The sequence below is a fragment of the Burkholderia sp. D-99 genome (genome assembly GCF_011605345.1).
Taxonomy (GTDB): Bacteria; Pseudomonadota; Gammaproteobacteria; order Burkholderiales; family Burkholderiaceae; genus Burkholderia.
In genome coordinates this window covers 21,527-45,988 of sequence record NZ_JAAOXM010000014.1, presented here as the reverse complement: position 1 = coordinate 45,988, position 24,462 = coordinate 21,527, and the positions used below count along the sequence as shown (strand labels likewise).

Below are 24,462 nucleotides of genomic sequence, written 5' to 3'. Positions count from 1 at the left end.
AATTTGTTCGATAAAAGCGAAAGACAATGGCCACTCCGACTCTCAAGCAGCTCGACGCGTTCTACTGGGCGGCGACCTGCGCAAACTTCTCGACCGCGGCGCAACGGCTGCATCTGTCGGTGTCGTCGCTGTCCAAGCGCATCAACGAACTGGAGCAGGTCGTCGAGCGCACGCTGTTCGACCGGAGCGGCCATCGGGCCGTGCTGACCGACGACGGCGAGGCGCTGCTGCCGGCCGTGGTGCGGGTGCTCGAGTCCGTCGCCGCGCTGCAGGAATCGGTTGCCAGGGACGAAGGATTGAGCGGCCGGCTGCGCTTCGGCGTCGGCGAACTGTCGGCGCTGACGTGGCTGCCGCGCTTCGTGGCGGCGGTCCAGAAGCTGCACCCGAAGCTGGCGCTGGAGCCATATGTCGACGTGGGCGCGGCCCTGGAGGAGAAAGTCGACGCCGGTGAACTGGATTTCGCGGTGATCGCCGGCCGGTCGTCACGCGGCAGCGTGCTGTCGCAGCCGGTGGCGGAAGCGCGGTTCGCGTGGATGGCGGCCGAGGCGCTGGTCGGCCGCGAGCGCGTGCTGACGCCGGCGCTGCTCGCCAGCCATGCGCTGGTGCTGCTGCCGTCCGGTTCGGGCGTGACGCGTATTCTCGACGACTGGCTGCTCGCGTGCGGCATCAATCACGCGCGCAGGATCGCGTGCAACAACTGGAGTGCGGTGGCAGGCATGCTGGGCGAAGGCGTCGGCATCGGCTTCCTGCCTGTCGACTGGGCGCGCGCGCGGCCGGGCGGCCATCTCGTGCAACTGACGAGCGAGCCGCCGCTGGCGCCGCTTCAATATGCGTTCCAGTGGCGCCGCGGCGACGTGCGCGGGCTGATTCCGTCGATGCTGTCGCTGGTGCGGCAGTACGCGGATTTCCGCTGAGCCGTGACTTGCCGCCCGGCGTCAGGCGCGGGCGGTCCTGAAGATGCGTGCCGTCGTCACGCTTCGTCGATGCGCGAGACCTGCTTGGGATCGGGCATCCACAGGTAGCACAGCAGCGACACGAGCACGCATGCCGACACGTAGTAGAAGAACCACGCTTCGTGTCCGATGCTCTTCATCCACAGCGCGACGTATTCGGCCGTTCCGCCGAACAGCGACACCGTGATCGCGTACGGCAAGCCGACGCCCAGTGCGCGCACGCCGACCGGAAACAGTTCGGCCTTGGCCACCGCGCTGACCGATGAATACAGGCTGACGATCAGCAGCGCGACGACGATCAGCGCCAGCGCGGCGCCGGTGGTCTGAACCCCGCGGAGCGCCTGGAAAATCGGCACGGTGCAGAGCGTGCCGAGTACACCGAACGCGATCAGCAGCGGGCGACGCCCGACGCGATCGGACAGGCTGCCGAAGATCGGCTGCATCACGACGAACGCCAGCAGGCTGATCACGGAGACCATCGATGCGTCGGCCTTGCTCATCCCCGCGCTGTTGACGAGGAATTTCTGCATGTACGTCGTATACGCATAAAACGCGACCGTGCCGCCGAGCGTCAGCCCGGCCACGATCAGGCACTCGCGTTTGTGGTGAAGCAGGTCGGCGATCGACGCGTGGCGGCGCTTGCTGCGGCGGTGCTGCTCGAACGATGCCGTTTCCTTCATGTTGCTGCGCAGGAAGATCGCGCTGCAGGCCAGCAGCGATCCGAGCAGGAACGGGATGCGCCATCCCCAGCTTTCGAGTTGCGCGGTGGTCAGGAAGAACTGCTGCAGCACGACCAGCACGCCCATCGCGAGCAACTGGCCGAGCGACAGGGTCGCGAACAGGAAGCTCGAATAAAAGCCGCGACGGGATTTGTCGGCCATCTCGCTCAGGTACGTCGCCGAGCTCGCGTATTCGCCGCCGAGGCTCAGCCCTTGCAGCAGTCGCGCGAAGACCAGGAGCACGGGCGCGGCAATGCCGATGGTGTCATAGCCGGGGGTCAGGCCGATGATCAGCGAGCCGACGCACATCGCCAGCACCGAGACGAGCAGCGCGGCCTTGCGTCCGTGGCGATCCGCGTACAGGCCGACGAGCCAGCCGCCGATCGGGCGCATGACGAAGCCGACGGCAAAGATGGCCGCCGTGTTCAGCAACTGTACGGTCAGGTTGCCGTTGGGAAAGAACGCCTTCGCGAAGTACAGCGAAAACGCGGAATACACGTACCAGTCGTAATACTCGATGAGGTTGCCTACCGATCCGCTGAAGATGGATCGGAGGTTCGCGAGGGTTCCGGTCGGCCGGGAATCCGTGGCCGTTGCAAGAGGGCTGACGCGCGACACGTAATGTCTCCGTTTCGATTGTGCTTGTGGTCCGTGCAAGTGCGGGCCGTGCGTGGGCCGCTTGCGATCGGGTGCGGCAAGGTTAGAAGAGACGTCACATTGTAGAAAGCGAAATAATGACAAGGAACCTGTTCGCTTTATGGAAAGTCAGGCCGGTGGCTCCCCCTTCCCGCTTCCGTTCCGGCATCGTTCACTGTTCCCCGATTATCAGGGATCGATCGGCGGAAAGTCTTGTCCCGGAAGGCGCTCCGCGTTCCGGATACATTGAAATACAAAATATCGCATGCGATTTAATCGAATACGCTTGACGTGGGTGGTCGCCAAGACCAAACTGCGTCGCATGCGATCGAATCGCATCTGAGACAAACCAGCCAACTGACGGAGCAAATGATGAGCAAGATCGAAAACGTGCTGTACACGGGCAAGACGCATACGACTTCGGGCGGCCGCGACGGCGCGGCGCGCAGTTCTGACGGCCGTCTGGACATCCAGTTGTCGTCGCCGGGCAGCGCCGGCACCGGCACCAACCCGGAGCAACTGTTCGCGGCCGGCTGGTCGGCCTGCTTCATCGGCGCGATGCAGCTTGCGGCGCGCGCCGCGAAGGTGACGTTGCCGGCCGATCTCGCGGTCGACGCCGAAGTGGATCTCGGCACCGCCGGCAACGCGTACTTCCTGCAGGCCCGCCTGAACGTGAGCGTGCCGGGGCTCGAGCGCGACGTCGCGCAGCGCATCGTCGATGCCGCACACCAGACCTGCCCGTATTCGAAGGCGACGCGCGGCAACATCGACGTCGACATCCGTATCGCTTGAACGTTGCGTCAGGCGGCCTGGCGCCGCCTGACCGAATGCCCGTTTTCCATGGTTTCTTTTCGAGGTGAATGATGAATACCCGACTGATCGCCGCCCTTCTCGTCGCTGTTTCGGCCTCCGTTGCCGCACCGGCGTTCTCCAGCGAAGCCACCGTGACGCGTGCGCAGGTGCGTGCCGAGCTCGCGCAGCTGCAACAGGCCGGCTACCCGCTGAATCGCGCGACCGACGCAACCTGTCCGGACGATCTCCAGGCCGCCCTCACGCAGACCCACGCGGCCGATGCGGTCGCGAGCAACGACCAGGCGTCCGGCTACGGCGGCAATGGAGATGCGGCAACGCAATCGGGCCGCCGGCATGCGCTCAACGTGGCCGACCGCTCGGTGTATTTCGGTCATTGAGCGCGGTGCGTCGTCGATACGCGAACCCTGAATCCCTTCTCATCCTGTTCTGTCGAGGTAAATGATGAAAACCCAATTGATCGCAGCCCTTCTCGTGGCCGTTTCCGCCTCCGCTGCCGTACCGGCATTCGCCGATGAAGCCGTCGTGTCCCGTGCGCAGGTGCGTGCCGAGCTCGTCCAGCTCGAACAGGCAGGCTATCGGCCGGGCCGCGCGAACGATCCGCACTATCCGGACGATCTGCAGGCCGCGCTGACGCGCATTCACGCGAACGACACCGCGGTGGCCGACGCGGCGACATCCGGTTACGGCAGCGATGCCGTCGCCGCGACGCAATCGGGCAGCCGGCCCGCGACACGCATCGCCGAACGCTCGATCTACTTCGGTCATTGAACGAAACCGCGAACGGCGCCGGTTGCCGGCGCACGGTGCGCAACCGCTGAATCCTTATTTCTTGTCGAGGTGAATGATGAAGACCCAACTGATCGCCGCCCTTCTTGTTGCGGTGTCGGCCACCGTTGCCGCGCCGACGTACGCTGGCGAAAGCACCGTGACGCGTACGCAGGTGCGTGCCGAACTGGCCGCGCTGCAGAAGGCCGGCTACCTGCCGAACCGCCCCAACGACCCGAACTATCCGGACAATCTCCAGGCTGCGCTGCGCCGGGTCCACGACAACGATGCGGTTGCGGTTGCGGTCGAGTCGCAGGCGTCCGGTTACGGCGGTGACGCCGTCAGTGCGACACAGTCGGGAAGCCGCGGCGCGGTTCGCACCGCGGAGCGGTCGATCTACTTCGGCCATTGAGCATGGCGTGTCGGAATCGCCGCGCGCATCCGGGCAGTTCGGTACGACGTGTGAGGAACGGGGGCGCGCGAGCACGACGCGCGCCTCGTCGGACTTCGACGGAACGCAGCGTTGCAGGCAGACGCACATCCGTTCCTTGCGTCGGCCCGAGAATCGGTCGTGCGTAGCGCCGATGCAGCCGCCAGTTCTCACGATCAGCAAACATGCAGGAAGAGACAACAGGCAGGGCAGCCCCTCACCCCACTCCGGAGCGCGTTCACGTTGATGGGCGTCCGTGCGTCGATGTCCCGGCGCCGCTCAAGTTGAGCGATGGTGTATCGGAATACCGGGTGGCATCCAGGCCGCGCAAAATAGTTGCTTCCACAACCGCATCGCGCTGCAACCGTACACCGGGCCACTGACGACGAACCGCATCGATCCGGCGTTCGAAGCGATACACGATGGCCGGCGGAAAGTTCATCCACGCGACACCAACCCGGACGGCGCGAAGGCGCATCGCCTCCAGGTAGCGCGCTGGAATCGGGCAGCGCGGCACATAGGTGAACTGGTAGAACGCGCCCTCCGCAGCGAGGTGGCGCGCGAACGCGCAGTGAACGATCGCGACGGCCTGTTCGACCGGCATCGCGACGAGCGGCAACCCGCTGACGACGGCATCTGCGCGCGCCCCGCCGAAGAAGTCGCCCGTCATGCCGAGTTGCGCCGCATCCATCTGCATGATTCGCAGCGCGGGAAACTGCTGCCGCAGTGCGCTCGCGAAAGCGGGATCGGCTTCCACCAGCACCAGCCGGTCGCTCGCGACGCCGCGTGCGAGCAGTGCGCGCGTGAACACGCCGGTGCCCGCACCGAGTTCGATCACGGCGGCACCGTCGCGCGGAATATCGGCGGTGATCAGCGCGGCGAGCGCCGGGCCGGACGGCGCGAGCGCACCGACCCGGCGCGGATGGCGCAACCAGGTACGCAGGAACAGCATCCATTCGGGGATTCGCATCGACAGGCTCCAGGCGGGATCGATCGGTCAACGACAGGTCGGACTAGGCGGCCGCGTGCGCGGCCAGGTAACCCGCCGTGATGAACAGCGTGTTCCATAGCGCGATGCCGGCCGCGGCGCCGGACGCGAATCGCGCGAAACTCGTTTCCAGCAATCCGGCGAGCGCCGGTGCGACGAGTCGCACGAACGGCACGAGTTGCGACCAGAGTGCGAGCCGCGCGGGCCGCGCGCGGATTCCCTCGATCAGCGCGTCCATTCTTGCGGGCTGCAGCCTGCCGAGCGGCGCGATGCGGCGCAGCAGGGTCAGCACGCTGTCTTCCGGCCACAGGTTGCCGAGCGCGTAATGCAACAGGCAGCCGGCGAAGCTGCCGAGCGCCGTGACGACGATCGCTTCCGGCAGCGTCCATGCGCCTTGCGCGCAGGCGACGCCGATCATCGTGAGAAGCACGTGGGACGGCAGCACGGGAATCAGCCGTTCGATCAGCGACAGGCCGACGAGGCACGCGATGCTGTTGGCGCTGGCCAGGCTGAGCGCGAGGCCGAACGGGACGAGCGTGGCGAACTGGTTCATCGCGCCGCTCCCGCGCGGCGGGCGCGCGCCATGCACGACGCGCGCAACCTGCGCGACCTTCCATGCCAGAATGGCGCGCACCGGGACGGCGCGAGGGTGGAACCTCGTGCCGCATTGCATTGCAGCAACGGAATTGAAGGACGTGACACGGTCATCGCGAGCCTCTCGGGAAAACGCCAGATGCATTGCACCGGCAATGCGGCGATCGGCACGCATCGTGGCCCCCAGGCTTTAAGAAGTTTTTAATCGCGGTCCGTCAGGCTGGCGACCTCGCCATTCGAGGAGCGAAACCGATGCATATCCTGTTGGTAGAAGACGATGTGATGCTGGCCGACGCCGTGTGCGCCGGCCTCCGGCAGAACGGCTGGCACGCGGACTGGTCGGCCGACGTGCCGGCCGCGCGGCTCGCGCTCGTCGGCCACGACTACGACGCGGTGCTGCTCGACCTGCAACTGCCGGGCGCGTCCGGCTTCACGCTGCTCGCCGCGATGCGCGCGAACTACGACCCGACGCCGGTATTGATCGTGACTGCGCGCGACCAGCTCAGCGACCGGATCCGTGGCCTCGATGCCGGCGCCGACGACTATCTCGTGAAGCCGTTCCAGCTCGACGAGCTCTATGCGCGGCTTCGCGCGCTGACGCGCCGCAGCCAGGGCCGCGTGTCGGAGCGTCTGGTCTACCGCGACGTGCACGTCGATCCGTCACGCAAGGCAGTCACGCGGGCCGGTGAACCCGTTGCGCTCAGCATCCACGAGTACCGCACCCTGCTCGCGCTCATGGAGCGGCAAGGCCGCGTCGTCACGCGCACGCAGCTCGAAGAGCGCGTGTACGGCAACGACGGCGCGATCGAAAGCAACACGATCGCGGTGTACATCCATCAACTTCGGCGCAAGCTCGGCGACGAACTGATCGTGACGGTGCATGGCTTCGGCTATCGCGTCGGCGAGAGCCCGGCATGAAGTCGCTACGCGTGCGCCTGCTCGCGACCGTGATGGCGGCGGTCGTCGTGTTCTGGGCGAGTTGGGGGGCGTTTCTCGGCATCGGCCTGTGGCGTGAACAGCGTGGCTGGCGCGACGGCATGCTCGAGAGCGCCGCGCAACTGCTGCTGTCGTTGCCGGATGCCATCGATCGCCTGCCTGCCGCGAACGCCCAGGCGGTGATGCCGAAAGCCGCGTATGGCAAATACGACGTCGCGTTCCAGATCTGGGTCGACGGACGCAACGTCATGCACAGCGCGGATGCGCCGGGGCCGGCGCTCAAGGCCGACCTGCGGGACGGATACGGGGTGTGCACCGGTCGTGGCGCCGCGCACGACGAGACCTGGCGGGTCTACTCGCTGTCGGATCCGGCGGGCCGGATTCACGTTCAGACGGGCGGGCCGGCCACGACCTGGCAGGAGAAGGCGAACAACGCGCTGCAACTCGGGCTGTTCAATACGGCGGTGATGCTCGGGATGCTGGGTGTCGTGATCTGGTGGGTGATCCGCTGGTCGTTCGGGCCGGTGCGAGACGTCCAGCAGGCGATCCAGCGCAAGGCCGCGTTCGATTTCTCGCCGTTGCCGCTCGTGACGCTGCCGCGCGAACTCCGCCCGCTCGTCGAATCGTTCAACCGGCTGCTCGCGCGGCTGAGTCAGGCCGTCGACACCGAGCGCCGTTTCATCGGCGATGCGGCGCACGAGTTGCGCACGCCGCTGGCGGCGTTGTCGGCCCAGGCGGAAGTGGCGTTGCAGGCGGACAGCCTGGCGGACAAGAACGAGGCGCTGCGCCGGCTCGCAACCGGCGTCGAGCGCAGTGCGCGGCTATCCGGGCAATTGCTCGAACTGGCGCGGCTGGATGCGGGGTCGCGCACCGAACAGCATGGGCCGGTGGAGCTGTCGCGGCTCGTTGCGCTGATCGCGAGCGACTTCGACACGGCCGCGCATGCGCGCCGACAGACGGTGCGGATCGCGGTCGAACCGGTGCGCGTCTGGGGCGATCTGGACGAAATCGCCATTGCGGTGCGCAACCTGATCGACAACGCGCTGCGTTACGGCCACGACGGCGGACGGGTCGAGATCACGTGCGACATCCGTGCCGACGCGGACGGGGCGCGGGTCAGGCTGCGTATCGCGGACGACGGGCCCGGTGTGCCGGCCGGCGAGCGCGAGCGAATCCTCGAACGCTTCTACCGGGTACCGGGGACGGTGCAGCCGGGTAGCGGCATCGGCCTGTCGCTCGTCGCGCGAATCGCCGAGTCGCACGGCGGGTCGGTCGAGGTAACAGCCGGTATCGGGGGGAACGGGCTGGCGGTGATCCTGTCGTTTCCGATCTGGGTGGATCCGGCGCGCTGGCAACGCTAGTACGGGGTTCGGCAACACGTGCCGCGCCTGCCGCACCGTGCCGGTGACGCGATCGATGCTGCGTCGCGCCCTGCCCGTCCGGTCCCGGTCTATGCTGTGCAACCGAAACCTTCAATCGAGGAGCAGCCGATGTCCGATGCAACGACCGGAACCGCGACAGGCAGTGCGCACCCGCTCGACCGTGTGGTGTGGAACGCGCTGACGGGCAGGCAGCGCCGCTTTGCGCTCGGCAACGGCCGTGCATGGCGGTTTCCGGCGGCCATCGCGCCGTTTGCCGCAATCGAGGACGCAAGCGACGCATCGTTCGACGCGTTGCGTGCACTGGTCGCCGCACACGGGCCGGCGGCGCTGGTCATGCCGGACGAGCTCGAATTGCCGGCGGGCCTGTCGGTGATCCGGCGCGCGACCCTGTTGCAAATGGTCTGGCAAGGGACGCCCGCCCCGACACCTGAAGCGGGTCACGTCACGCTCGCCGAAGCCGACGTGCCGGAGATGCTCGCGCTGACCACGGCTGCGCAGCCCGGCCCGTTCGGGCCGCGCACATTCGAGCTCGGCCGCTACATCGGCATCCGCAGCGAAGGCAGGCTGGCCGCGATGGCCGGCGAGCGGATGCAGGTCGACGGGTATACCGAGATCAGCGCCGTCTGCGTGGATGCCGCGTTTCGGCGGCAAGGGCTGGCGGCACGTCTGATCCGGTCGTTGATTGCGGCAATCGATGCGCGCGCGCAAACGCCTTTCCTGCACGTCCTCACGTCCAACCAGGTTGCGATCGAGCGCTATCTCGCACTGGGTTTTGTCGTGCGCCGCGAGATGCACCTGCTGGTGCTGGGCGACGGGCACGCATGACGACGCGGCCGGCACGATGCACGTATCGGCCGCCGGTTCCCGGGGGGGTTATTCGTCGGTCGACCGGATCAGGTTGCCGCGCAACGTGACGATCGCCTTCTGCATCTTCGCGAATTCGTCCGGCTTCAACCCGGTGGCTTCGACCAGGTTCATGTCGAGCCCTTTCTCGCGCACGCGGCGGCCGCTCTTCGTCAGGCTGACGAGCACCTGGCGTTCATCCGACGGATCGCGGTGCCGCTCCAGGTAGCCCATCGCCTCGAGCTTCTTCAGGATCGGCGTCAGCGTATTGGATTCGAGGAACAGCTTCTCGCCGAGCTGGCCGACCGTCTGGTTGTCCTGTTCCCATAGCGCAATGATCGTGATGTATTGCGTGTACGTGAGGCCCAGCTCTTCGAGGATCGGCTTGTACGCCTTGCCGAACGCGAGGTTCGCCGAGTAGATCGCAAAGCACAGGAACTCGGACAGCTTCGGCGCGGCGACGGATGGTGCTTCGGTCGGTTTCATGAACGTCCTCCAGCGACGCGAACGGCCGCAGATGGACGGATTATATATCGCGTGCGATCTTATCGGAAGCAAGATAAATCGGCCTCGATGAACCGACGCGGGACGCGACGCGGCCGGCGCGCCGTCAATCCGGCCTGCGGCGCTTGCCGGTCTGCACGCGGCTCGCCGACAGCAGCGTGCATTGCACCGGATGCGTGATTTCGGTCGCGACCCCGCCTGCGGCAAACAGCAGGATCATCAGCCAGCGTTTCATGCGTCCTCCACGACCGAGAGGCTCGCGCCGTCGGCGACCGTCGCGTCGAGCGCATACGGGTCGATTCCTTCGAGGCAGCCGAGATTGACGCGCCAGCAGGCCGGGTCCTTGCGCGTCTGATGGAACGGATAGACGCCGCAATGGCGGCAGAAATAGTGGCGCGCCGTGTGTGTGTTGAAGTGGTAGCACGTCAGCGCGCCCTCGCCTTCGACGATCTTCAGTTCGCCCGCGGCGAACATCGGGCTCATCAGCGCGCCGCGCCGGCGGCACAGGCTGCAGTTGCAGCGAGCCGCCGGCGTCACGGCGGTTCGGACTTCGAATCTGACGGCCCCGCAATGGCAGGACCCTTTGAACCAGGTTGCAGACATGAGGCACTCCGGAAGAGGTCATGCCTGCTTTATAGCGGACGCCCGAACCTGCGATGTATCGCGATGTATCCGCGGTTCGCGCAGATACAGAACATTGCAAATCGGCGGCGGGCGGCGAAGCGTGGCGGCCCGGATCGGGTTGCGTTCACCGATCGCCGGCATGTGCGTGCGGCCCGCCGCCCGCGGATCGCGGGATCAATCCAGCACGTGCTGCATCCGCTCGATCGCCGCCCGCGTTTCGCGTTCGAGCGTGGCGAACAGCTCGGCAGCCGGCAACTGCCGCACGAGCGGCGCCGCCTGCCCGGCCCACTGCGCGCCGTAGCCGAATTCACCCTTCGCCTTCGCGGCCGCATGCAGCGCCTTGCCGGCGTCGTAGGCGATCGGGTACGCGGGCGCGGCCGGCGCCTGCGGGTCGTCGCCGAGCGCGGTCAGCCGGTTCGCGATGCCGCGTGCGGTCCGGCCGGAGATCGCGGCCGTGAACGTCGTGCTTCGGGCCGCGTCGCCCAGCAGCGCGCGGCGATAACCGTCGTCGATCGACGTCTCGGGGCACGCGACGAACGCCGTGCCGAGCTGCGCGGCCTGCGCGCCGAGCGCGAGCGCGGCGGCGATGCCCTCGCCGTCCATGATGCCGCCGGCGGCGATCACCGGCAGCGCGCATTCGCGCACGATCAGGCGCGTGAGCGCGAACGTGCCGAGGCGGTCGTCATGGGCGGTCGAATCGAACACGCCGCGGTGGCCGCCCGCTTCGATGCCCTGCGCGACGATCGCGTCGATGCCGGCGGCGGCGATCTGGCGTGCCTCGTCGACATTCGTCGCGGTCGCGAACAGCGTGATGCCCGCGCGCTTCAGCGCGGCGATCACGTCCGCCGACGGCAGTCCGAAATGGAAGCTGACGACGGCCGGCTTTTCTTCGACGAGCAGCGCCTGCATCGCGTCGTCCGCGATGAAACTCGTATAGATCTCCGACAGCGATGCCGGGGGCGTCGCGCCGAATTCGCGGAACGCTGGCGCGAGCCAGTCGAGCCACGCGCGTTCGACGGCCGCGTCGGCGCGCGCCGGCTGATGGCAGAACACGTTGATGTTGAACGGCCGGTCGGTGAGCGCGCGTGTGTCGTGGATCATCTTGCGGGCGCCGTCGGCGTTCGTCGCGCCCACGCCGAGCGAGCCGAGCCCGCCCGCATTCGACACGGCGGCCGCCAGCGCCGGTGTGCTGACACCGGCCATCGGCGCCTGGACGATCGGTGCGCGCATGCCGAGCGTGCGCAACAGCGTCCGGTTGTCGGTCGATTGATTCATGTCGCTTGCCTCCTGCAAGATCCGTCATCGAATTGCTTCGGCCGGATGCGGGCCGAAGCACGTGGGCCGGGATCGGACCGGTGCGCGTGGGTCGTGCCGTACGTGCAGCCGGTCGCGTAAAAGGTCTGTGGAAAACGATATGCAGCCGTACGGTATCGTGTTTGCCACGGCGGCGACGGTGTCCGTCATCGCCATTTCGCGGCGCGGCACTCGCCCGCAACTGCCCCCATCCTACGCCCGCCCGCGACTCGCCGGCCGGCGGCTATCGGCCGCGCGCCCAACGCGCGAGCCCCGCGCAGGCCGCCAGCAGCGCCCCCGTCACGAAGAACACCGAATGCAGCCCGAGCGCGACGCCGATCTGCCCGCCGATCACCGGGCCGATCACCTGCCCGCTGAACTGCGCGGACTGCAGGTAGCCGAGCATCTGCCCGGTCGCGCGCTCGTCGACCGATTGCCGCACGAGCTTGCCGATCGCCGGCAGCAACCCCGCGAGCGTCATGCCCATCAGCACGCGCAGCGCGGCAAGCTGCCACCAGTGCGTGACGAACGCCTGCGGCACCATCGCGAGCGCGGTCAGCAACAGGCAGCCGATGATCACGTTCCAGCTGCCGATCCGGTCGGCCAGCGCGCCGAGCCGCGCGGCGGTCAGCATGCTGCCGAGCGCCGAACACGCCATCACGACGCCGGCGACGCGCGCGAGATGGTCGCCGCCCACACCGAGCCCGCCGATATAGACGGTGATGATCGGCTCGATCGACATGTTCGCGAGCAGCACCATCATCGCCGTCACCAGCAGTGCGGCGACCGCCGCGCGATTCGTGCGGTGCGGCGTACCGGTCGTCGCGCTCGCGGTGCGCGGTTTCGCGTCGGTGCCCGCGTGGAAGTCCTCCTTCACGACGAAGATCGTCAGCAGCGCGGCGACAGCGATCATCGCGCCACCGGCGAAGAACGTGCCGCGAATGCCGACCCAGCCCGGCAGCAGCCCGCCGACGAGCGGCCCGACCAGGTTGCCTGCGAGCGCGCCGGTCGACAGGATGCCGAGCGCCCAGCCGGCGCGCTCGCGCGGCGCCTGCGTGCCGACCATCACGGTCGATGCCGACGCGTAGCCGCCGACGAGCCCCGCGAGCAGCCGCAGCGCGACGAGTTCGACCACGTTGTGCGCGACGCCGATCAGCGACATCACGATCGCCATGCCGATCGCCGCGCGCACGAGCATCGGCTTGCGGCCGAAGCGGTCCGCGAGCCGGCCCCACAGCGGCGCGGTGACGGCCGTGCCGAGAAACGTCGCGCCGAACGCGACGCCCGACCACTGGATCACGGCCGACTGTGTATCGACGCCGAGTTGTCGCACATACAGCGGCAGGAACGGCAGCAGCATGCTCAGGCTGACGAGCGTCGTGAACGACCCGAACACGCAGACGGCGAGATTGCGCCGCCAGTAGCGCGTGTTGCGTTCGGCGTAGCTGGCGGCGGGCGGTTCGGCCCGTGCCGAAACGGGTGCGTGCGAGATCGTGCTCATTGCGCCCTCGCCGTCGCGGTCATCGGTGCGGGGAACCCCTGCGTGGCGAAGTGCGCGGGCGACGGCACGAATGCGAAACGGGCGACGCCGGCGCCGGAAACAGCGCGGTGCGTTCGTCCGAACGCACGGGCGCGACGCGGGGCGGGAAGCGCTTGATGCATGTTGACCTCCATTCGCTGAACGGGCGCCATACGCGTCCGTTGGTTGAAGGAAGTCTAGATTGAGCCGATTGTCGGGAGAATCCCCGTCACACGAAAGCCATTCTTCCGTATCCCGGTTCAATCGCCGTCGGTAATGGCCGCCAGCCGCGCGAAGTGCTCACGCAGGCGCGGCGCCGCGAAATCGACGAATGCGCGCACCTTCGGCACCGAAAGGCGACCGTAAGGCGTGACGAGATGGATGGGCAGCGGCGCATGTTCGCTGTCTCGCAGCACGATCCGCAGCGTGCCGTCGCGCACCGGTTCGGCGACGTGATAGGAAAAGAGCCGCGTGACGCCGTGGCCGGCGACGGCCGACGCGACCGCGCCGCGAATCGTGTTGATGACGAAGCGCGGCGCGAACTGGACGACCTGCGGCAGCGCCGACGGCGCGGACGGCGGGAAGCTCCACGAATCGAGGCCGAAGTGCGTCATCGAGATGATCCGGTGCCGTGCGAGATCGGCCGGCGTTTCGATGGCCGGATGCCTGGCCAGGTAATCGGGCGACGCCACGACGACCCGCCGCACCGTGCCGACCGGAATCGCGACCAGTGTCGAATCAGTCAGGTGCGCAATCCGCAGCGCGACGTCCATGCCTTCGTCGATCAGGCTGACGGGACGATCGAGCAACTGCAGGCGGATCGACACGGCCGGATGGCGTTCGATGAATTCGTCGAGCAGCGCGCGCAGCACGTCCTCGCCCGCGGCAACCGGTGCGGTGACGGTGAGCATGCCGCGCGGCGCCGAGCGTTCGTCGGCGACCAGCATGTCGGCTTCCTCGAGATCGGACAGGATGCGGCGGCACGCGGCCGCATAGCGTTCGCCGGCCTCGCTGAGCCGGATCGTCCGGGTCGTGCGGTACAGCAATGCAGTGCCCGTGTGCTCCTCGAGAAACGCGATCGCGCGGCTGACCGCCGCCGGCGACCGGCCGAGCTTGCGGCCCGCACCCGCGAGGCTGCCTTCGTCCAGCGTGGCGACGAACACCTTCATCGCGTCGATTCGATCCATGGTCTGGGAGGGCTGGGTGCGAACGGTCGTGTGATGGGCGGCAGGCAGGCGAGCGAGCAGTCTACCGCACACGGGCCCGGTACTTTGCCCGACGGATACTGCACTTGCCGGTTTGCCCCTACAATGCGCAGGCGAAGAAACCGCACGAACGGCCGTCGGGGTGCCGCGTTCATCGAACGCAGCGTCCGACATTCAAGCGGTTCCGCTGAATAACGAACAACATCCATCCAGCACACATGAAAAGAAGAACATTTCTCGCGCTGCCCGCCGCGGCAGCGTCCGGCATGCTCGCCGGCTGCTCCAATTTCGGTCCCGTCACCAAGGCGTGGATGGAGGACTCGAAATACGACGAAACCTTGTCGACGTTCCTGATTACCGCAGACGGCAAACAACTCGTCGTGCTCGGCAAGCGGTATCACTACATCTTCGAGATGCCGCCGAGCCTTGCGACGGTGCTCAACGCGCCCTATCGCCCCAAGATTCACACGGCGTTCAACGATTTCGAGGCGCACGGCGACGCGATTTCCGGTCAATACACGATGAGGCTGGACTACGCGGATGCGCCGACCGGCTCCGACGTGCGCGCGCGTGCGCTCGCGGACGGTTTCAAGAAGGACGGTGCCTACCTGGAGTCGGAAGGCAGGATCAGCGGCAAGCGCTATCTGCCGAACGATGTCACGCCTTCGTCAGTCCCGCAGGCGTTCAATCGTCCGTACGGGGTCACGGTGACGGACAAGCTGACGGCTGTCGGCCGCGGTGCGAAGCTGGCGTTGTCGCCGATCGCGATGGCCGCCGATGGCGCGTTGGGCCTGCTCGGCCTCGCCCTGTTTCCGATCGCGCTCACCACCTTCATCATCGTGGCGAGTTGAGGCGGAATCGGCGATGAAATCTCTTGTCCGAAACGTGTTCCGGATCGGCTGCGTGGCTACCTGCCTGGCCTTCGCGCAACACGCCGTCGCCGAAAGCGACTGGGACGCCGCGCGCCATGTCAGGACCGACTGGGTGTTCGCGTCGATGAAGGAAAGCGACGTGCGGCCCACGCTCGATCGCGCACTGAAGGATCAAGTGCGCTGGGCCGACCTGCCCGGCAATGCGCCCGATGCCGGCGCGTTCCAATGCACGAAGCTCGCACTGCCACCGCCGTCGGCCGAAGCGCAGGCCGCGTTCAACGCGGCGCCGTCACCGCGCGGCCGCGACGCCGACAAGGCGTACGCGAAGGCCGCGTCCCTCGGTTCGTGGCGTGCGGCCGCGCGCCTGGCAAGCAGTTCGCTGGACGACGAGGATTGGGAAGGCGCGCAGCCGGCGATTGCGTGGCTGCTCGTTCATCATGTGCCGGCCGGCTACAACAAGCTCGCGGATGTCTTGCAGGCGATGTCGGGTTACGACGGCGAAACGCCCGGCGAAGGCATGAGCGGAATGATCGCGTCGCTGCGCTGGCGCGCGGCGCGCGAAGGCGATCCGGTCGCGCAGATGGAGATGGCCGATCTGTTCGAGAAGCTCGGCAAGCCCGATCTCGTTACCGCGTTGCGTGCCTGCGCGACGCAGCAGAATCCCGCGCTGAAATGAAGCGAGCCAGTATGCCGCGATGACAGGCGGCATACCGGCTCGTGCCGTGACGTTTGCCGTGACGTCGTCGCATCAGGCTTCGTACCGCACCACGTGCGCCTCGGTGGGCAGCGGCAGATCCCAGCGCGGCAGCATCGCCTCGAGCGCACGGTTCGTCAGTGACGTGTTGCGCCGCGCGTTGCGGCGCAACAGCTCCGCGCGCGGCTGCTCGAGGTAGACGAGCGTCACGTCGGCGCCGTACGCGAACAGCAGGTCGAGCGTCTTCTTGCGCATCAGCGGCGACAGGTTCGTCGCGTTCCACACAAACGGCCGTTTCTCCCGCAACAGCGCCTTCGCCGCGTCGACCGCATGGTGCGCGACGGCGCCCTCGTTCCGGCCGTGCCGCAGCCCCAATGCCTCGCGTGCGTCGTCGAACGACACGACGGGCAGATCCGGATGATGCCGCGCAACCCACGTGTTCTTGCCCGACGCGGGCAGGCCCGACATCACGACGACCGGCGAGCCCGGCGTGCGGAACAGCGGATAGTCGGGATGCACGTCCGCGCCGCGAAAGTAGCTGAGCGCGGTGTGCGCATCGGCGAACGCGCGCGGCTGCCCGTAACAGCCCTCTTCCCGTGCCAGTTCGCGCAGCAGTTCGATGTTGTCGAGCACGCGCTGCGTATCGTTGCAGATGCGCCCGCGCATGTCGGCCTCGGCGAGCAGGCACAGCAACGGCAGGCTCACCTGCCACGACAGTTCGCGCACGATGAACTCCGGCGTGCCGCGGCGCGACCCGCTCATCGCGAAGAACGGCACCTGGTGCACGGCGATCATCCGGCAGATCGCCTCGCGCACCGCGAACGGCACGCCGGCATCCCACAGTGCAATACGCGCATCGATCGCGCCCTTGCGCGAGTGGCCGGGATGGCCGATCGCACCGGTGACGGGATCGACGACCGTCGTGCGGTACTTCGCGATGTCGTGCAGCAGCGCGGCCAGGAACACGATTTCCTGGTCGGCGCGCGACGCGGCCTGGTACTCGGGCAGTGCGAGCAGCGCATCGATCACCATCGTCGTATGGGTCCACACGTCGCCCTCGCCGTGGTGCGCCGGCTCCTGCGGTGTCGTCTTCGCCTGTTCGAGCGCGGGAAACGCCGCAAGGCACGCGTGATAGTCGGGCTGCCGGCCGGGCGCAGGCACGAGTGCCTGCAGTTGTTCGTACTTCATGATCAAGACTCCTCTCGAAACGGCGCACGGCCGTTCCGCATTCATTGGTTCGCATGCGCAGCGGGGATCGATCCCCACGTTACCGTCGGGCGCGGTGCATACAGGTCGACATCCGGCGCGAGCAGGTTCGGGATGAACGGCTGCTCCGAGTGATGGCGCGCCGATTCGAGAATCGCCTGCACGAAATCGTGGCGCACCCACTTCAGGCGCGCGATCGTCGTGTCGTCCGTCTCGACCTTCACGTAGAGCCCCTCGGAGCGCTCCGACTTGTCGCACTGCTGCCATGCGCGCGCGAGGTCGAGCCCCTGCTGCCGCACTGTTGCCTCGAACGCGCGACGCCAGTCCGGCGTCTTCGCGAGCGACGGGCCGAGCAGTGCCTTCAGGTCGGCGAGCCGCGCCGGCGCGATGCCTTCGTACAGCACGGGCACCGATAGCACGGGCCCGTCGGCAAGCAGCGCGCGACGCGCGGCCGTCGACATGAACAGGCCCGTCGTGCGGTCGAACACGTCGAATTCGAAGAAGTGATGCGGCAGCGCGTCGTAGAACACCGCGTGTTTCTTGCTCATCGTCTCGCCGTACATCACGTAGCGATCGCCGAGGCGGTCGAGCAGCCAGCCCGCATGGGCGGCGGCCCACGTTTTCACGAAACCGAACTGCCGCTCGCGGCCGCCGCCGGCCAGATAGTGGCCGCGCGACTGCAGCAGCAGTTCGCCCGCCGGGCTGAAGCTGATGCCCGTGTTCGCGCCGTCGAGTTTTTCCTCGACGACGATATGTGCGCCCGCGAGGGTGCGATAGGGAACGTGGTCGTGACCTTCGTCGCCGTCCTGCAGGCGCGAGCCTTCGAGATGCGGCGTGCGCGGGTAGCGGGCGAGGTCGAGCGATTGCGCGTAGGCGCGAAAATCCAGCGTCATGGTCTTTCTCCGGAAACAACAGAAAAAGCCGACGACGTGAACGAACGGTCTGGTGTGCGTTGCGGTGTCAGTGCTTGTCCGGGCGCGTTCCTGCGGTCAACGTTTCGCCGCTGCAAGGCAGGCGGAAACGGGCAGGACGACACGCGGCCGGGACGGCAGTCGTCGGCGTATCAGGCGAAGGGACGAATGTTTGCGGGCACTTGGATCACCGGTTCGATGAGGGTTCAGGGATGAAGCAGGCGGATGCTACGAAACGGCTTTTGCGCTGTCAAGCGCCGTCGGGGCCCGCTGTTGCGGATGTCGGCACGCGCCGAATGCCTGCTGCGGCGTGCCGCGCGTGCACTCGCACGGAAATTGTCAGGATGCCTATATGTATGTTTTTCGCCACATTGAGCGACGATTCGATGGGCAGCGCGGCGCGACCCGCTTGCTGCGCCCGTCGCGTGCATGCTAGAGTCGCCGCCATTCCGATCAACCCCTCACTCGCAAGGAGAAGAACATCATGACGTCACGCCAACACTCCTCCCGTCGCGGGTCGTAGTCCGGGTTTTTCGCGTCCGTTCGTTTCATCGTTCACGCCACGCAGCACACCGTATCGCCGTCATGGCGATGAATCGGGTCGTTCCGATCCGGTCGTGCCGCCCTCTTCCCGACTTCCGATGTCGGGCAGCGCATTTGAGCGCTGCCTGCGCCATGGCCCGCCGTTCTACCTTTTCATCGAACGGAAACCTCCATGGGCAATTCCATGCAATACCTGGGCGAGCGCATCACGCTGTGCGCTTGCGCCACCACCTGGATCGAAGGTGAGGCCATCCGGCAGCTCGAACACGCTGCCACCCTCCCCGGCATGCGGCGCGTCGCCGGCATGCCCGATCTTCACCCCGGACGCGGCTACCCGGTCGGCGCCGCGTTCTTTTCGACGGGCCGGCTATACCCGGCGCTGATCGGCGGCGATATCGGCTGCGGAATGGCGCTGTGGCAAACCGCGCTCGATGTGCGGCGCGTCGGCGCGTCGAAGCTCGCGAGCCGGCTCGGCTCGATCGACGCCACGCCCGACGCGAGCTGGCAGCCGCTCATCGCGGCCGCCGGGTTCGCGGATCACGCGTTCGCGGCGTCGCTCGGCACGATCGGCAGCGGCAATCATTTCGCGGAAGCGCAGCGGATCGACGCGGTGTACGACGCCGACGCCGTCCAGGCGCTCGGTCTCGACCGCGACCGCCTGCTGCTGCTCGTGCACAGCGGGTCGCGCGGCTTCGGCCAGTCGATCCTCGAACAGCACATGCGCGAGCACGGCTACAACGGCCTCGACGACACGGATGCCGCGTGCGCGGCATACCTTGCGCGTCACGATGCGGCGTTGCGCTACGCGATCGCGAATCGCGACCTGATCGCGCGGCGCATGCTGGCGCGCTGGCGCAGCGACGGCCGGTGCGTGCTCGACGTGAACCACAACCTCGTGAGCCGCGCGAGCGTCGACGGCGAGCGCGGCTGGCTGCATCGCAAGGGCGCGACGCCGGCCGATGCGGGGCCGGTCGTCATTCCCGGGTCGCGCGGCGACTACAGCTATCTCGTCGCCCCCGTGCGGCCCGACGATGCGGCCAGCCTGGCGTCGCTGGCGCATGGCGCGGGCCGCAAGTGGGCGCGCGGCGATTGCAAGGGGCGCCTCGAACGGCGCTTCACGCCGTCGCAGCTCACGCGTACGCCGCTCGGCAGCCACGTCGTCTGCGAAGACCGCGAACTGCTGTACGAGGAGGCGCCGCAGGCCTACAAGCCGATCGACAGTGTCGTCGACGCGCTCGAGGCGGCCGGCCTGCTGCGCAAGCTGGCGCGGCTCGCGCCGGTGCTGACCTACAAGACGTCCGGGGAGGCAGGCCGATGCTGATGCAGATTTCTTCGGCACACGGGCCGCTGGAGTGCCAGCTCGCCGCGGCCAATGCGTTGCGGCGCCTGCAGGCGGAAGCCGAGGTGCAGCGCGTCGCCGTCACGGTGCTCGACGCGCAGCCGGGCGAACGGCCCGGCACGCTGCGCTCGGCACTGCTCGATCTCGACGGCGCCGGCGCGCAGGCGCTGGCGGACCGCTGGACGGGCACGCTGCAATGGATTTGCGCGAGCCCGTACCGGTTGCGCCATCCGCGCAAGAACTGGTTCATCGGCGTCACGCGCTGCGCCGACGCGCAGCCGCTGCCGGATGGCGACGTGCGGTTCGAAGCGATGCGCGCACGCGGGCCGGGCGGCCAGCACGTGAACAAGACGAGCTCCGCGATTCGTGCGACCCATGTCGCGACCGGCCTGTCGGTGCGCGTGGAAACCGAGCGAAGCCAGCACGCGAACAAGCGCCTGGCGCTGCAGTTGCTGCAGGTTCGACTGCAGCAGGAAGCCGACCGTCATGCGTCCGACGCGCGCCGGCAGCGGCGGATGCAGCACTTTGCGCTCGAGCGCGGCAACCCCGTGCGCGTGTTTCACGGGGCGGCGTTCGTGCCGGCTGACTGAGCACGAAGGCCTGACTGCCGGCGGCTTTCGCGCCGGCGGCCAGGCCGCGGGCCTCATGGTTTTCCCGGCCTGCCGGTTGCGTGAGCGCGCAATCGGTTCCGGTGCATTACCGCGCATCAGGCAGGCCGCACGGGCCTGCCGCGCGCATGCCGGCTGCCGCGTGTTCCGCACCCTTTCTGCGCGGGAAAGGACGCTTGAAACATCCGCAATTATCACGTGCCGCGGATTTGCCCACCATGTGTCGAACGATCGGTACAGCCCGCCTGTCCGGCCCTTTCAACGGCCTTGCGGTGCCTGCCGCCACGTCGTGCGACCGGCTGCATCGCGCCGGTCGTGAACGGCCGGGCCTTGCGCCACGGCGTATCGATAATCAGGAGACACGATGAACAGCCATTCCCTCGATCTCGGCGGCGACGCGGGCGAACCCGCGTCCGCACGACCGCCGGCCGCTGCCGCCGGCGCCGGCGCCGATGCGGCGGCCCTCCCCGCCCGCCGCGTCACGCTCGGCGATTTCATGGACGACCTGCCGGTTGGCGCACTGCACCGGTTCGTCGTCTGGGTGATCGGCATCGGGCTGTTTTTCGACATGTACGAGATCTTCCTCGTCAGCACGATCGGTTCCGCGTTGCAGAACGAATACGGGCTGAGCCGGCAGAGCGGCGATTTCAAGCTGCTGCTGGCGTCGGCATTCATCGGCATGTTCGTCGGCGCGATGTGCCTCGGCAGCCTCGCCGACCGCATCGGCCGGCGCAAGGCCTTCCTGCTGACGCTCACGTGGTACAGCGCGTTCTCGCTGGTCGGCGCGTTTTCCGTGAATGCGGACATGCTCGTCGCGTGCCGGTTCCTGACCGGCATCGGCGTCGGCGCGATCTATCCGGTTGCCGACAGCTTCCTGTCCGAGATCCTGCCGAAGGAAAAGCGCGGGCGGCTCGCCGCGTGGGCCTATACGACTTCCTATGTCGCGGTGCCGCTCGTCGGCTTCCTTGCGCTGTGGTTGAATCCGCTGCATGTGGGCGGCGTGGCCGGCTGGCGCATCATCCTCGCGATCGGCAGCCTCGGCGCCGTATACGTGCTGTTCGTCCAGCACCGGCTGCCGGAGAGCCCGCGCTGGCTGCTCGCGCAGGGCCGCACCGCCGATGCGCATGCGGCATTGCGGCGCTTCGCGCAAGGCACCGGCGTGCGCGTGCCCGAGCAATTCGCGGAACCGGTCGAGCCGCAACGGCCGCTCGGGCTCGGCGAGCGTATCGCACTGCTGCGGCGCGAACCGTACGGCGCGCGCTACCTGATGCTCGCGATCTTTCACCTGTTCCAGGGCTTCGGCTACTACGGCTTCGGCACGCTGGCCGGCACGGTCGTGAAGAGCCGCGGCTTCGACGTGACGGACAGTACGCTGTTCATCGCGCTGTCGTTCATCGGTTATCCGATCGGCTCGCTGTTGTCGATTCCGCTGCTCAACTGGATCGAGCGCCGCACGCTCGTGATTGCGTCGATCCTGTCGATCGCCGTGTTCGGGCTGTGCTTCGCGTACTCGGGGCAAACCGTGCTGATCGTCGGCTTCGGGTTCCTGACGACCTGTGCGTCGAACGTGTTCAGCAACGCGTATCACGTGTATCAGGCGGAGATTTTTCCGGCACGCGTGCGTTCGACGGCGATCGGCAGTACCTATGCGCTGTCGCGCATCGTCAGCGGCGCGCTGCCGTTCGTGTTGCTGCCGGTGCTCGGCAGTTACGGCGCGGGCGCGATGTTCGGCGTGATCTCGGTTGCACTCGGTATTGTCGCGGTCACGCTGCGCGTGCTCGGGCCGCTGACTACGCGGCGCAGCCAGGATGAAATCAATCCAGTGTGAACGTGAGTCGATGCGGGGGCGCGGGAACGCGCTCGCGCATCGTTTTTGATGCTTCGCGGATTACCGGGCCATCGGTCGCCTGGCGAGACGCGGCAGACGTTCGCGTCTTCCGCATACGTTTACGGCCGCGCAACGGCTGTGTGCGTGAACCGATAGCGGGTGAAGTACGAAGCCGGATGCTCGTCGATCGATCGCTGCGCCCTTCAGTTCGCGCCGCTGCGCCGAGATTCCTGCGCCGACATTTCCGCTGGAGAAACGACGACCGTGAATTCGATCCCCGATTCGAAATCCAGTGTCATGGTCGAGAACCGCGGATCGTCATCGAGGTAGTGCTTGTACGGTCGAACGGCGTCCTCGGCCGTGTACATGTTGTCGGCCAGTACGATAGATCCCGGGCGCAGCAGGCGCTCGATGCGCTTGAACAACTTCAGGTAGGCGTCGGCCCACACGTCGATGAAGACCATGTCGAAGCGACCGTCCAGTTCGGCAACGGTCTCGAATACATCGCCTTCCCGGATGTCGACATGGGCGTCCAGGCCCGCCGCCCTGACGTGATCGCGCAAACGGGCGCACTTGAGCGCATCGCGTTCGGTCGCTATGACCACGCCACGGCCCAACGTGCGCAGCGCGTCGGCGAAATACAGCGTCGACACGCCGCACGAGCTGCCGAGTTCGAGGATTCTGGCCGGCCGGTGCGAGAGCACCATGTTGCGCAAGAATCCTCCCGTTTCCGGCGACACGGCCAACGACAGCGGGCTGCCTTCCGGGGAATCGAAGTCGTCGGTGGACAGCCCGAGCGTTTCGAGAAACCGGCCCCGCAGACGGGGTGCGATCGCTTCGTATTCGTCGGTCAACGACAGAAAATCCTCGTTCGATCCCTGGAACTGCGTGCGGGCGCGGGCGATGATTTCGGATCGGCTCTCTTCGTGGAGCCGTTGCAAAAGATCGATGGTGAGTGACGCCATGTGCGTTCCTTGACGGGATGGATCAGGTCGACGATGTATCCAGCGACTGCCTCTCCCGTCAGGGGTTCTGCGCTGTCGCTCGATATCGGCGATATCCGGAGGTTGTTATGCCGTGCGGGCGAGCGTGATGGCGCGTTCGGGGCACGCCGTCACACACAGTCCGCATGACCGGCACGCATGCGCGTTCGGCGTGTAGGCGACTTTCATGCCATGCACGCGCTGCTTCAGGCGATGCATCAGATCGAGGCCGACGTAATCGGCGTGGTCGATGCGCCGGATCTCGAACACGTTCTCGGGGCACACCGCGACGCAATCCCCTTTGCCTTCGCAACGCTTCAGATCGACGACCGGCGCGATCACGCCCGGTTTCTGTTTGCAGTCGCCCGTTGATTTTTCGCGCACGTTCACTCTCCCGTGGGCCGGTTGCGGCCGGGTCGCCACGCGTTCCGGAACTGCTCGCGTTCCTCGGGGGTCATGGCTTCCCACTTGCGCCAGTGGCGCCGGCCGCGCCAGCCGTGGTGTCCGCGGAATCCGCCGAACAGGATGCGGCTCAACACGAGCAGGCCCAGCGCATGGGCGAAGTCGATCGTCCGGGCGCCGACGAACAGCGCCGGCATCACCCAGTTCCATAACATCATGACGACCCATCCGAGCACGCCTATGGCGATCACGACGAGCAGCGCCTTGCCTGCACACCTGATTCGAAAATTCATCTGTCGACTCCTCTAGGAATTGTCCAATTCGTCATAAATGAGCTGCAGTCGGGCACGCAGATGCAAGACCGCATAGCGTTTGCGGGCGAGCAGCGTATTGAGCGCGACACCGCTTTGCGTGGCCATCTCCTTGAAGGACAGGCCCTCCAGTTCGTGCGCGACAAATACCTCGCGCTGATTCGCCGGCAATTCGTCGAGCGCATCCTGCAAGGCCTCGAGCAGGAGCGTGCGCGCGTAGCGTGCTTCGGGGCCGGCATCGTGCGCCGGCAGCACGAGATCCAGGCGGTACTCGCTGTTCGCGTCATCGTCAGCGTCGGCGTCGAACAGATCGGTCAGCGGCTGCTCCTTCTTCTTGCGAAAGCGATCGACGATACGGTTGCGCGCGGCGCGGAACAGCCACGCGCTCGCCTGTTCAATCGGCGCGGGAAGCCGGTAAGCCTGGACGAATTCGTGAAACACATCCTGCAGGATGTCCTCGGCATCGTCCGGGTCGCGTATCCGACGCCGGATAAAGCTCACCAGCCTCGTGCGTTCACGCAGCACTATCGCGGTGATGTCGCGGTCTGGGTCGGTCATGTG

At 67.1% G+C, this 24,462-nt stretch carries 27 protein-coding genes and 1 pseudogene; 13 read left to right on the top strand and 15 right to left on the bottom strand.

From position 1 onward, the window contains the following. Nucleotides 1–26 precede the first annotated feature (26 nt). Nucleotides 27–914: a LysR family transcriptional regulator gene (locus tag HAV18_RS33370; protein ID WP_166964484.1), complete on the top strand. Its 888-nt coding sequence runs from the start codon at nucleotides 27–29 to the stop codon at nucleotides 912–914. 56 nt (nucleotides 915–970) lie between these two features. Here the strand turns inward: HAV18_RS33370 and HAV18_RS33365 are convergent, their stop codons facing one another. Next, nucleotides 971–2,290, bottom strand: coding sequence for an MFS transporter (locus tag HAV18_RS33365; RefSeq protein WP_166964483.1), 1,320 nt, complete (start codon nucleotides 2,288–2,290; stop codon nucleotides 971–973). Between the two features lie 390 nt (nucleotides 2,291–2,680). On the opposite strand from HAV18_RS33365, the gene HAV18_RS33360 reads away from it, so the two are divergent. The 4 genes from HAV18_RS33360 to HAV18_RS33345 all read left to right on the top strand — a co-directional run bounded on the left by HAV18_RS33360 (nucleotide 2,681) and on the right by HAV18_RS33345 (nucleotide 4,298). Next, nucleotides 2,681–3,100: an organic hydroperoxide resistance protein gene (locus HAV18_RS33360; RefSeq protein ID WP_166964481.1), complete on the top strand. Its 420-nt coding sequence runs from the start codon at nucleotides 2,681–2,683 to the stop codon at nucleotides 3,098–3,100. 71 nt (nucleotides 3,101–3,171) lie between these two features. After that, nucleotides 3,172–3,498, top strand: coding sequence for a DUF4148 domain-containing protein (locus HAV18_RS33355; protein ID WP_166964479.1), 327 nt, complete (start codon nucleotides 3,172–3,174; stop codon nucleotides 3,496–3,498). Between the two features lie 64 nt (nucleotides 3,499–3,562). Next, on the top strand, nucleotides 3,563–3,889 hold the full coding sequence (locus tag HAV18_RS33350; protein WP_166964477.1) for a DUF4148 domain-containing protein: 327 nt from the start codon (nucleotides 3,563–3,565) through the stop codon (nucleotides 3,887–3,889). 73 nt (nucleotides 3,890–3,962) lie between these two features. After that, the gene (locus tag HAV18_RS33345; protein WP_166964475.1) at nucleotides 3,963–4,298 is read left to right on the top strand and encodes a DUF4148 domain-containing protein; all 336 of its coding nucleotides are present in this window, start codon (nucleotides 3,963–3,965) and stop codon (nucleotides 4,296–4,298) included. A 382-nt stretch (nucleotides 4,299–4,680) separates the two neighbouring features. Here the strand turns inward: HAV18_RS33345 and HAV18_RS33340 are convergent. Further along, nucleotides 4,681–5,286: pseudogene (locus HAV18_RS33340) on the bottom strand (class I SAM-dependent methyltransferase); the annotation flags it as partial. Between the two features lie 43 nt (nucleotides 5,287–5,329). Next, on the bottom strand, nucleotides 5,330–5,938 hold the full coding sequence (locus tag HAV18_RS33335; RefSeq protein ID WP_347814793.1) for a VTT domain-containing protein: 609 nt from the start codon (nucleotides 5,936–5,938) through the stop codon (nucleotides 5,330–5,332). Between the two features lie 212 nt (nucleotides 5,939–6,150). On the opposite strand from HAV18_RS33335, the gene HAV18_RS33330 reads away from it, so the two are divergent. From HAV18_RS33330 to HAV18_RS33320, 3 genes are all read left to right on the top strand, one after another. Beyond that, nucleotides 6,151–6,816, top strand: a complete 666-nt coding sequence (locus tag HAV18_RS33330; protein ID WP_166964471.1) for a response regulator transcription factor — start codon at nucleotides 6,151–6,153, stop codon at nucleotides 6,814–6,816. Continuing rightward, on the top strand, nucleotides 6,813–8,195 hold the full coding sequence (locus HAV18_RS33325; protein WP_166964469.1) for an ATP-binding protein: 1,383 nt from the start codon (nucleotides 6,813–6,815) through the stop codon (nucleotides 8,193–8,195). The genes HAV18_RS33330 and HAV18_RS33325 overlap by 4 nt, the downstream gene beginning before the upstream one ends. Nucleotides 8,196–8,324: 129 nt before the next feature. Further along, nucleotides 8,325–9,041 carry a GNAT family N-acetyltransferase gene (locus tag HAV18_RS33320; protein ID WP_166964467.1) on the top strand — a complete coding sequence of 239 codons (717 nt, stop codon included), beginning with the start codon at nucleotides 8,325–8,327 and terminating at the stop codon, nucleotides 9,039–9,041. A 48-nt stretch (nucleotides 9,042–9,089) separates the two neighbouring features. Here HAV18_RS33320 and HAV18_RS33315 read toward each other — a convergent pair whose 3' ends face one another. From HAV18_RS33315 to HAV18_RS33295, 6 genes are all read right to left on the bottom strand, one after another. Next, nucleotides 9,090–9,545 carry a MarR family winged helix-turn-helix transcriptional regulator gene (locus HAV18_RS33315; protein WP_166964465.1) on the bottom strand — a complete coding sequence of 152 codons (456 nt, stop codon included), beginning with the start codon at nucleotides 9,543–9,545 and terminating at the stop codon, nucleotides 9,090–9,092. Nucleotides 9,546–9,669: 124 nt separating this feature from the next. Further along, nucleotides 9,670–9,798 carry a hypothetical protein gene (locus tag HAV18_RS40225; RefSeq protein WP_279573965.1) on the bottom strand — a complete coding sequence of 43 codons (129 nt, stop codon included), beginning with the start codon at nucleotides 9,796–9,798 and terminating at the stop codon, nucleotides 9,670–9,672. Next, nucleotides 9,795–10,166, bottom strand: coding sequence for a GFA family protein (locus HAV18_RS33310; RefSeq protein WP_166964463.1), 372 nt, complete (start codon nucleotides 10,164–10,166; stop codon nucleotides 9,795–9,797). Before HAV18_RS33310 ends, HAV18_RS40225 begins: the two co-directional genes overlap by 4 nt. Before the next feature lie 195 nt (nucleotides 10,167–10,361). Continuing rightward, entirely contained in the window at nucleotides 10,362–11,462 is a 1,101-nt protein-coding gene (locus HAV18_RS33305; protein ID WP_166964461.1) for a nitronate monooxygenase family protein, read from the bottom strand. Nucleotides 11,463–11,724: 262 nt separating this feature from the next. Further along, nucleotides 11,725–12,981: an MFS transporter gene (locus tag HAV18_RS33300; RefSeq protein ID WP_166964459.1), complete on the bottom strand. Its 1,257-nt coding sequence runs from the start codon at nucleotides 12,979–12,981 to the stop codon at nucleotides 11,725–11,727. Nucleotides 12,982–13,259: 278 nt separating this feature from the next. Further along, nucleotides 13,260–14,186, bottom strand: coding sequence for a LysR family transcriptional regulator (locus HAV18_RS33295; RefSeq protein ID WP_166964457.1), 927 nt, complete (start codon nucleotides 14,184–14,186; stop codon nucleotides 13,260–13,262). Between the two features lie 236 nt (nucleotides 14,187–14,422). On the opposite strand from HAV18_RS33295, the gene HAV18_RS33290 reads away from it, so the two are divergent. Both HAV18_RS33290 and HAV18_RS33285 read left to right on the top strand, forming a co-directional pair. Beyond that, nucleotides 14,423–15,055, top strand: a complete 633-nt coding sequence (locus tag HAV18_RS33290; protein WP_166964455.1) for a 5-formyltetrahydrofolate cyclo-ligase — start codon at nucleotides 14,423–14,425, stop codon at nucleotides 15,053–15,055. A 13-nt stretch (nucleotides 15,056–15,068) separates the two neighbouring features. After that, nucleotides 15,069–15,752, top strand: a complete 684-nt coding sequence (locus tag HAV18_RS33285; RefSeq protein ID WP_166964453.1) for a hypothetical protein — start codon at nucleotides 15,069–15,071, stop codon at nucleotides 15,750–15,752. A gap of 72 nt (nucleotides 15,753–15,824) precedes the next feature. Here HAV18_RS33285 and HAV18_RS33280 read toward each other — a convergent pair whose 3' ends face one another. Both HAV18_RS33280 and HAV18_RS33275 read right to left on the bottom strand, forming a co-directional pair. Continuing rightward, nucleotides 15,825–16,958 (bottom strand): AAA family ATPase, encoded by a 1,134-nt coding sequence (locus tag HAV18_RS33280; RefSeq protein WP_166964451.1) that lies wholly within the window; start codon nucleotides 16,956–16,958, stop codon nucleotides 15,825–15,827. Nucleotides 16,959–16,999: 41 nt separating this feature from the next. Continuing rightward, the gene (locus HAV18_RS33275; RefSeq protein ID WP_166964449.1) at nucleotides 17,000–17,869 is read right to left on the bottom strand and encodes an RNA ligase family protein; all 870 of its coding nucleotides are present in this window, start codon (nucleotides 17,867–17,869) and stop codon (nucleotides 17,000–17,002) included. Nucleotides 17,870–18,602: 733 nt separating this feature from the next. Here HAV18_RS33275 and HAV18_RS33270 point away from each other — a divergent pair. From HAV18_RS33270 to HAV18_RS33260, 3 genes are all read left to right on the top strand, one after another. Next, nucleotides 18,603–19,751 carry an RNA ligase RtcB family protein gene (locus HAV18_RS33270; RefSeq protein WP_166964447.1) on the top strand — a complete coding sequence of 383 codons (1,149 nt, stop codon included), beginning with the start codon at nucleotides 18,603–18,605 and terminating at the stop codon, nucleotides 19,749–19,751. Then, nucleotides 19,751–20,359 carry a peptide chain release factor H gene (prfH, locus tag HAV18_RS33265; protein WP_347814792.1) on the top strand — a complete coding sequence of 203 codons (609 nt, stop codon included), beginning with the start codon at nucleotides 19,751–19,753 and terminating at the stop codon, nucleotides 20,357–20,359. Before HAV18_RS33270 ends, prfH begins: the two co-directional genes overlap by 1 nt. 382 nt (nucleotides 20,360–20,741) lie before the next feature. Continuing rightward, the gene (locus HAV18_RS33260) at nucleotides 20,742–22,205 is read left to right on the top strand and encodes an MFS transporter (protein ID WP_166964443.1); all 1,464 of its coding nucleotides are present in this window, start codon (nucleotides 20,742–20,744) and stop codon (nucleotides 22,203–22,205) included. Between the two features lie 203 nt (nucleotides 22,206–22,408). On the opposite strand, the gene HAV18_RS33255 is transcribed toward HAV18_RS33260, so the two are convergent. From HAV18_RS33255 to HAV18_RS33240, 4 genes are all read right to left on the bottom strand, one after another. Then, nucleotides 22,409–23,170, bottom strand: a complete 762-nt coding sequence (locus HAV18_RS33255) for an O-methyltransferase (protein WP_166964441.1) — start codon at nucleotides 23,168–23,170, stop codon at nucleotides 22,409–22,411. A gap of 105 nt (nucleotides 23,171–23,275) precedes the next feature. Further along, entirely contained in the window at nucleotides 23,276–23,572 is a 297-nt protein-coding gene (locus HAV18_RS40085) for a 4Fe-4S dicluster domain-containing protein (RefSeq protein WP_166964706.1), read from the bottom strand. Between the two features lie 2 nt (nucleotides 23,573–23,574). Beyond that, nucleotides 23,575–23,883: a hypothetical protein gene (locus HAV18_RS33245; RefSeq protein ID WP_166964439.1), complete on the bottom strand. Its 309-nt coding sequence runs from the start codon at nucleotides 23,881–23,883 to the stop codon at nucleotides 23,575–23,577. Nucleotides 23,884–23,895: 12 nt separating this feature from the next. Beyond that, nucleotides 23,896–24,459, bottom strand: coding sequence for an RNA polymerase sigma factor (locus HAV18_RS33240; RefSeq protein ID WP_166964437.1), 564 nt, complete (start codon nucleotides 24,457–24,459; stop codon nucleotides 23,896–23,898). Nucleotides 24,460–24,462: the final 3 nt, after the last annotated feature.

Excerpts from the sequence above, each read along its gene's own strand:
- HAV18_RS33370 (WP_166964484.1), top strand. The coding sequence starts at position 27 with ATGGCCACTCCGACTCTCAAGCAGCTCGACGCGTTCTACTGGGCGGCG.
- HAV18_RS33360 (WP_166964481.1), top strand. The coding sequence starts at position 2,681 with ATGAGCAAGATCGAAAACGTGCTGTACACGGGCAAGACGCATACGACT.
- HAV18_RS33355 (WP_166964479.1), top strand. The coding sequence starts at position 3,172 with ATGAATACCCGACTGATCGCCGCCCTTCTCGTCGCTGTTTCGGCCTCC.
- HAV18_RS33350 (WP_166964477.1), top strand. The coding sequence starts at position 3,563 with ATGAAAACCCAATTGATCGCAGCCCTTCTCGTGGCCGTTTCCGCCTCC.
- HAV18_RS33345 (WP_166964475.1), top strand. The coding sequence starts at position 3,963 with ATGATGAAGACCCAACTGATCGCCGCCCTTCTTGTTGCGGTGTCGGCC.
- HAV18_RS33330 (WP_166964471.1), top strand. The coding sequence starts at position 6,151 with ATGCATATCCTGTTGGTAGAAGACGATGTGATGCTGGCCGACGCCGTG.
- HAV18_RS33325 (WP_166964469.1), top strand. The coding sequence starts at position 6,813 with ATGAAGTCGCTACGCGTGCGCCTGCTCGCGACCGTGATGGCGGCGGTC.
- HAV18_RS33320 (WP_166964467.1), top strand. The coding sequence starts at position 8,325 with ATGTCCGATGCAACGACCGGAACCGCGACAGGCAGTGCGCACCCGCTC.
- HAV18_RS33315 (WP_166964465.1), bottom strand. The coding sequence starts at position 9,545 with ATGAAACCGACCGAAGCACCATCCGTCGCCGCGCCGAAGCTGTCCGAG.
- HAV18_RS40225 (WP_279573965.1), bottom strand. The coding sequence starts at position 9,798 with ATGAAACGCTGGCTGATGATCCTGCTGTTTGCCGCAGGCGGGGTCGCG.
- HAV18_RS33310 (WP_166964463.1), bottom strand. The coding sequence starts at position 10,166 with ATGTCTGCAACCTGGTTCAAAGGGTCCTGCCATTGCGGGGCCGTCAGA.
- HAV18_RS33305 (WP_166964461.1), bottom strand. The coding sequence starts at position 11,462 with ATGAATCAATCGACCGACAACCGGACGCTGTTGCGCACGCTCGGCATG.
- HAV18_RS33300 (WP_166964459.1), bottom strand. The coding sequence starts at position 12,981 with ATGAGCACGATCTCGCACGCACCCGTTTCGGCACGGGCCGAACCGCCC.
- HAV18_RS33295 (WP_166964457.1), bottom strand. The coding sequence starts at position 14,186 with ATGGATCGAATCGACGCGATGAAGGTGTTCGTCGCCACGCTGGACGAA.
- HAV18_RS33290 (WP_166964455.1), top strand. The coding sequence starts at position 14,423 with ATGAAAAGAAGAACATTTCTCGCGCTGCCCGCCGCGGCAGCGTCCGGC.
- HAV18_RS33285 (WP_166964453.1), top strand. The coding sequence starts at position 15,069 with ATGAAATCTCTTGTCCGAAACGTGTTCCGGATCGGCTGCGTGGCTACC.
- HAV18_RS33280 (WP_166964451.1), bottom strand. The coding sequence starts at position 16,958 with ATGAAGTACGAACAACTGCAGGCACTCGTGCCTGCGCCCGGCCGGCAG.
- HAV18_RS33275 (WP_166964449.1), bottom strand. The coding sequence starts at position 17,869 with ATGACGCTGGATTTTCGCGCCTACGCGCAATCGCTCGACCTCGCCCGC.
- HAV18_RS33270 (WP_166964447.1), top strand. The coding sequence starts at position 18,603 with ATGGGCAATTCCATGCAATACCTGGGCGAGCGCATCACGCTGTGCGCT.
- prfH (WP_347814792.1), top strand. The coding sequence starts at position 19,751 with ATGCAGATTTCTTCGGCACACGGGCCGCTGGAGTGCCAGCTCGCCGCG.
- HAV18_RS33260 (WP_166964443.1), top strand. The coding sequence starts at position 20,742 with ATGAACAGCCATTCCCTCGATCTCGGCGGCGACGCGGGCGAACCCGCG.
- HAV18_RS33255 (WP_166964441.1), bottom strand. The coding sequence starts at position 23,170 with ATGGCGTCACTCACCATCGATCTTTTGCAACGGCTCCACGAAGAGAGC.
- HAV18_RS33245 (WP_166964439.1), bottom strand. The coding sequence starts at position 23,883 with ATGAATTTTCGAATCAGGTGTGCAGGCAAGGCGCTGCTCGTCGTGATC.
- HAV18_RS33240 (WP_166964437.1), bottom strand. The coding sequence starts at position 24,459 with ATGACCGACCCAGACCGCGACATCACCGCGATAGTGCTGCGTGAACGC.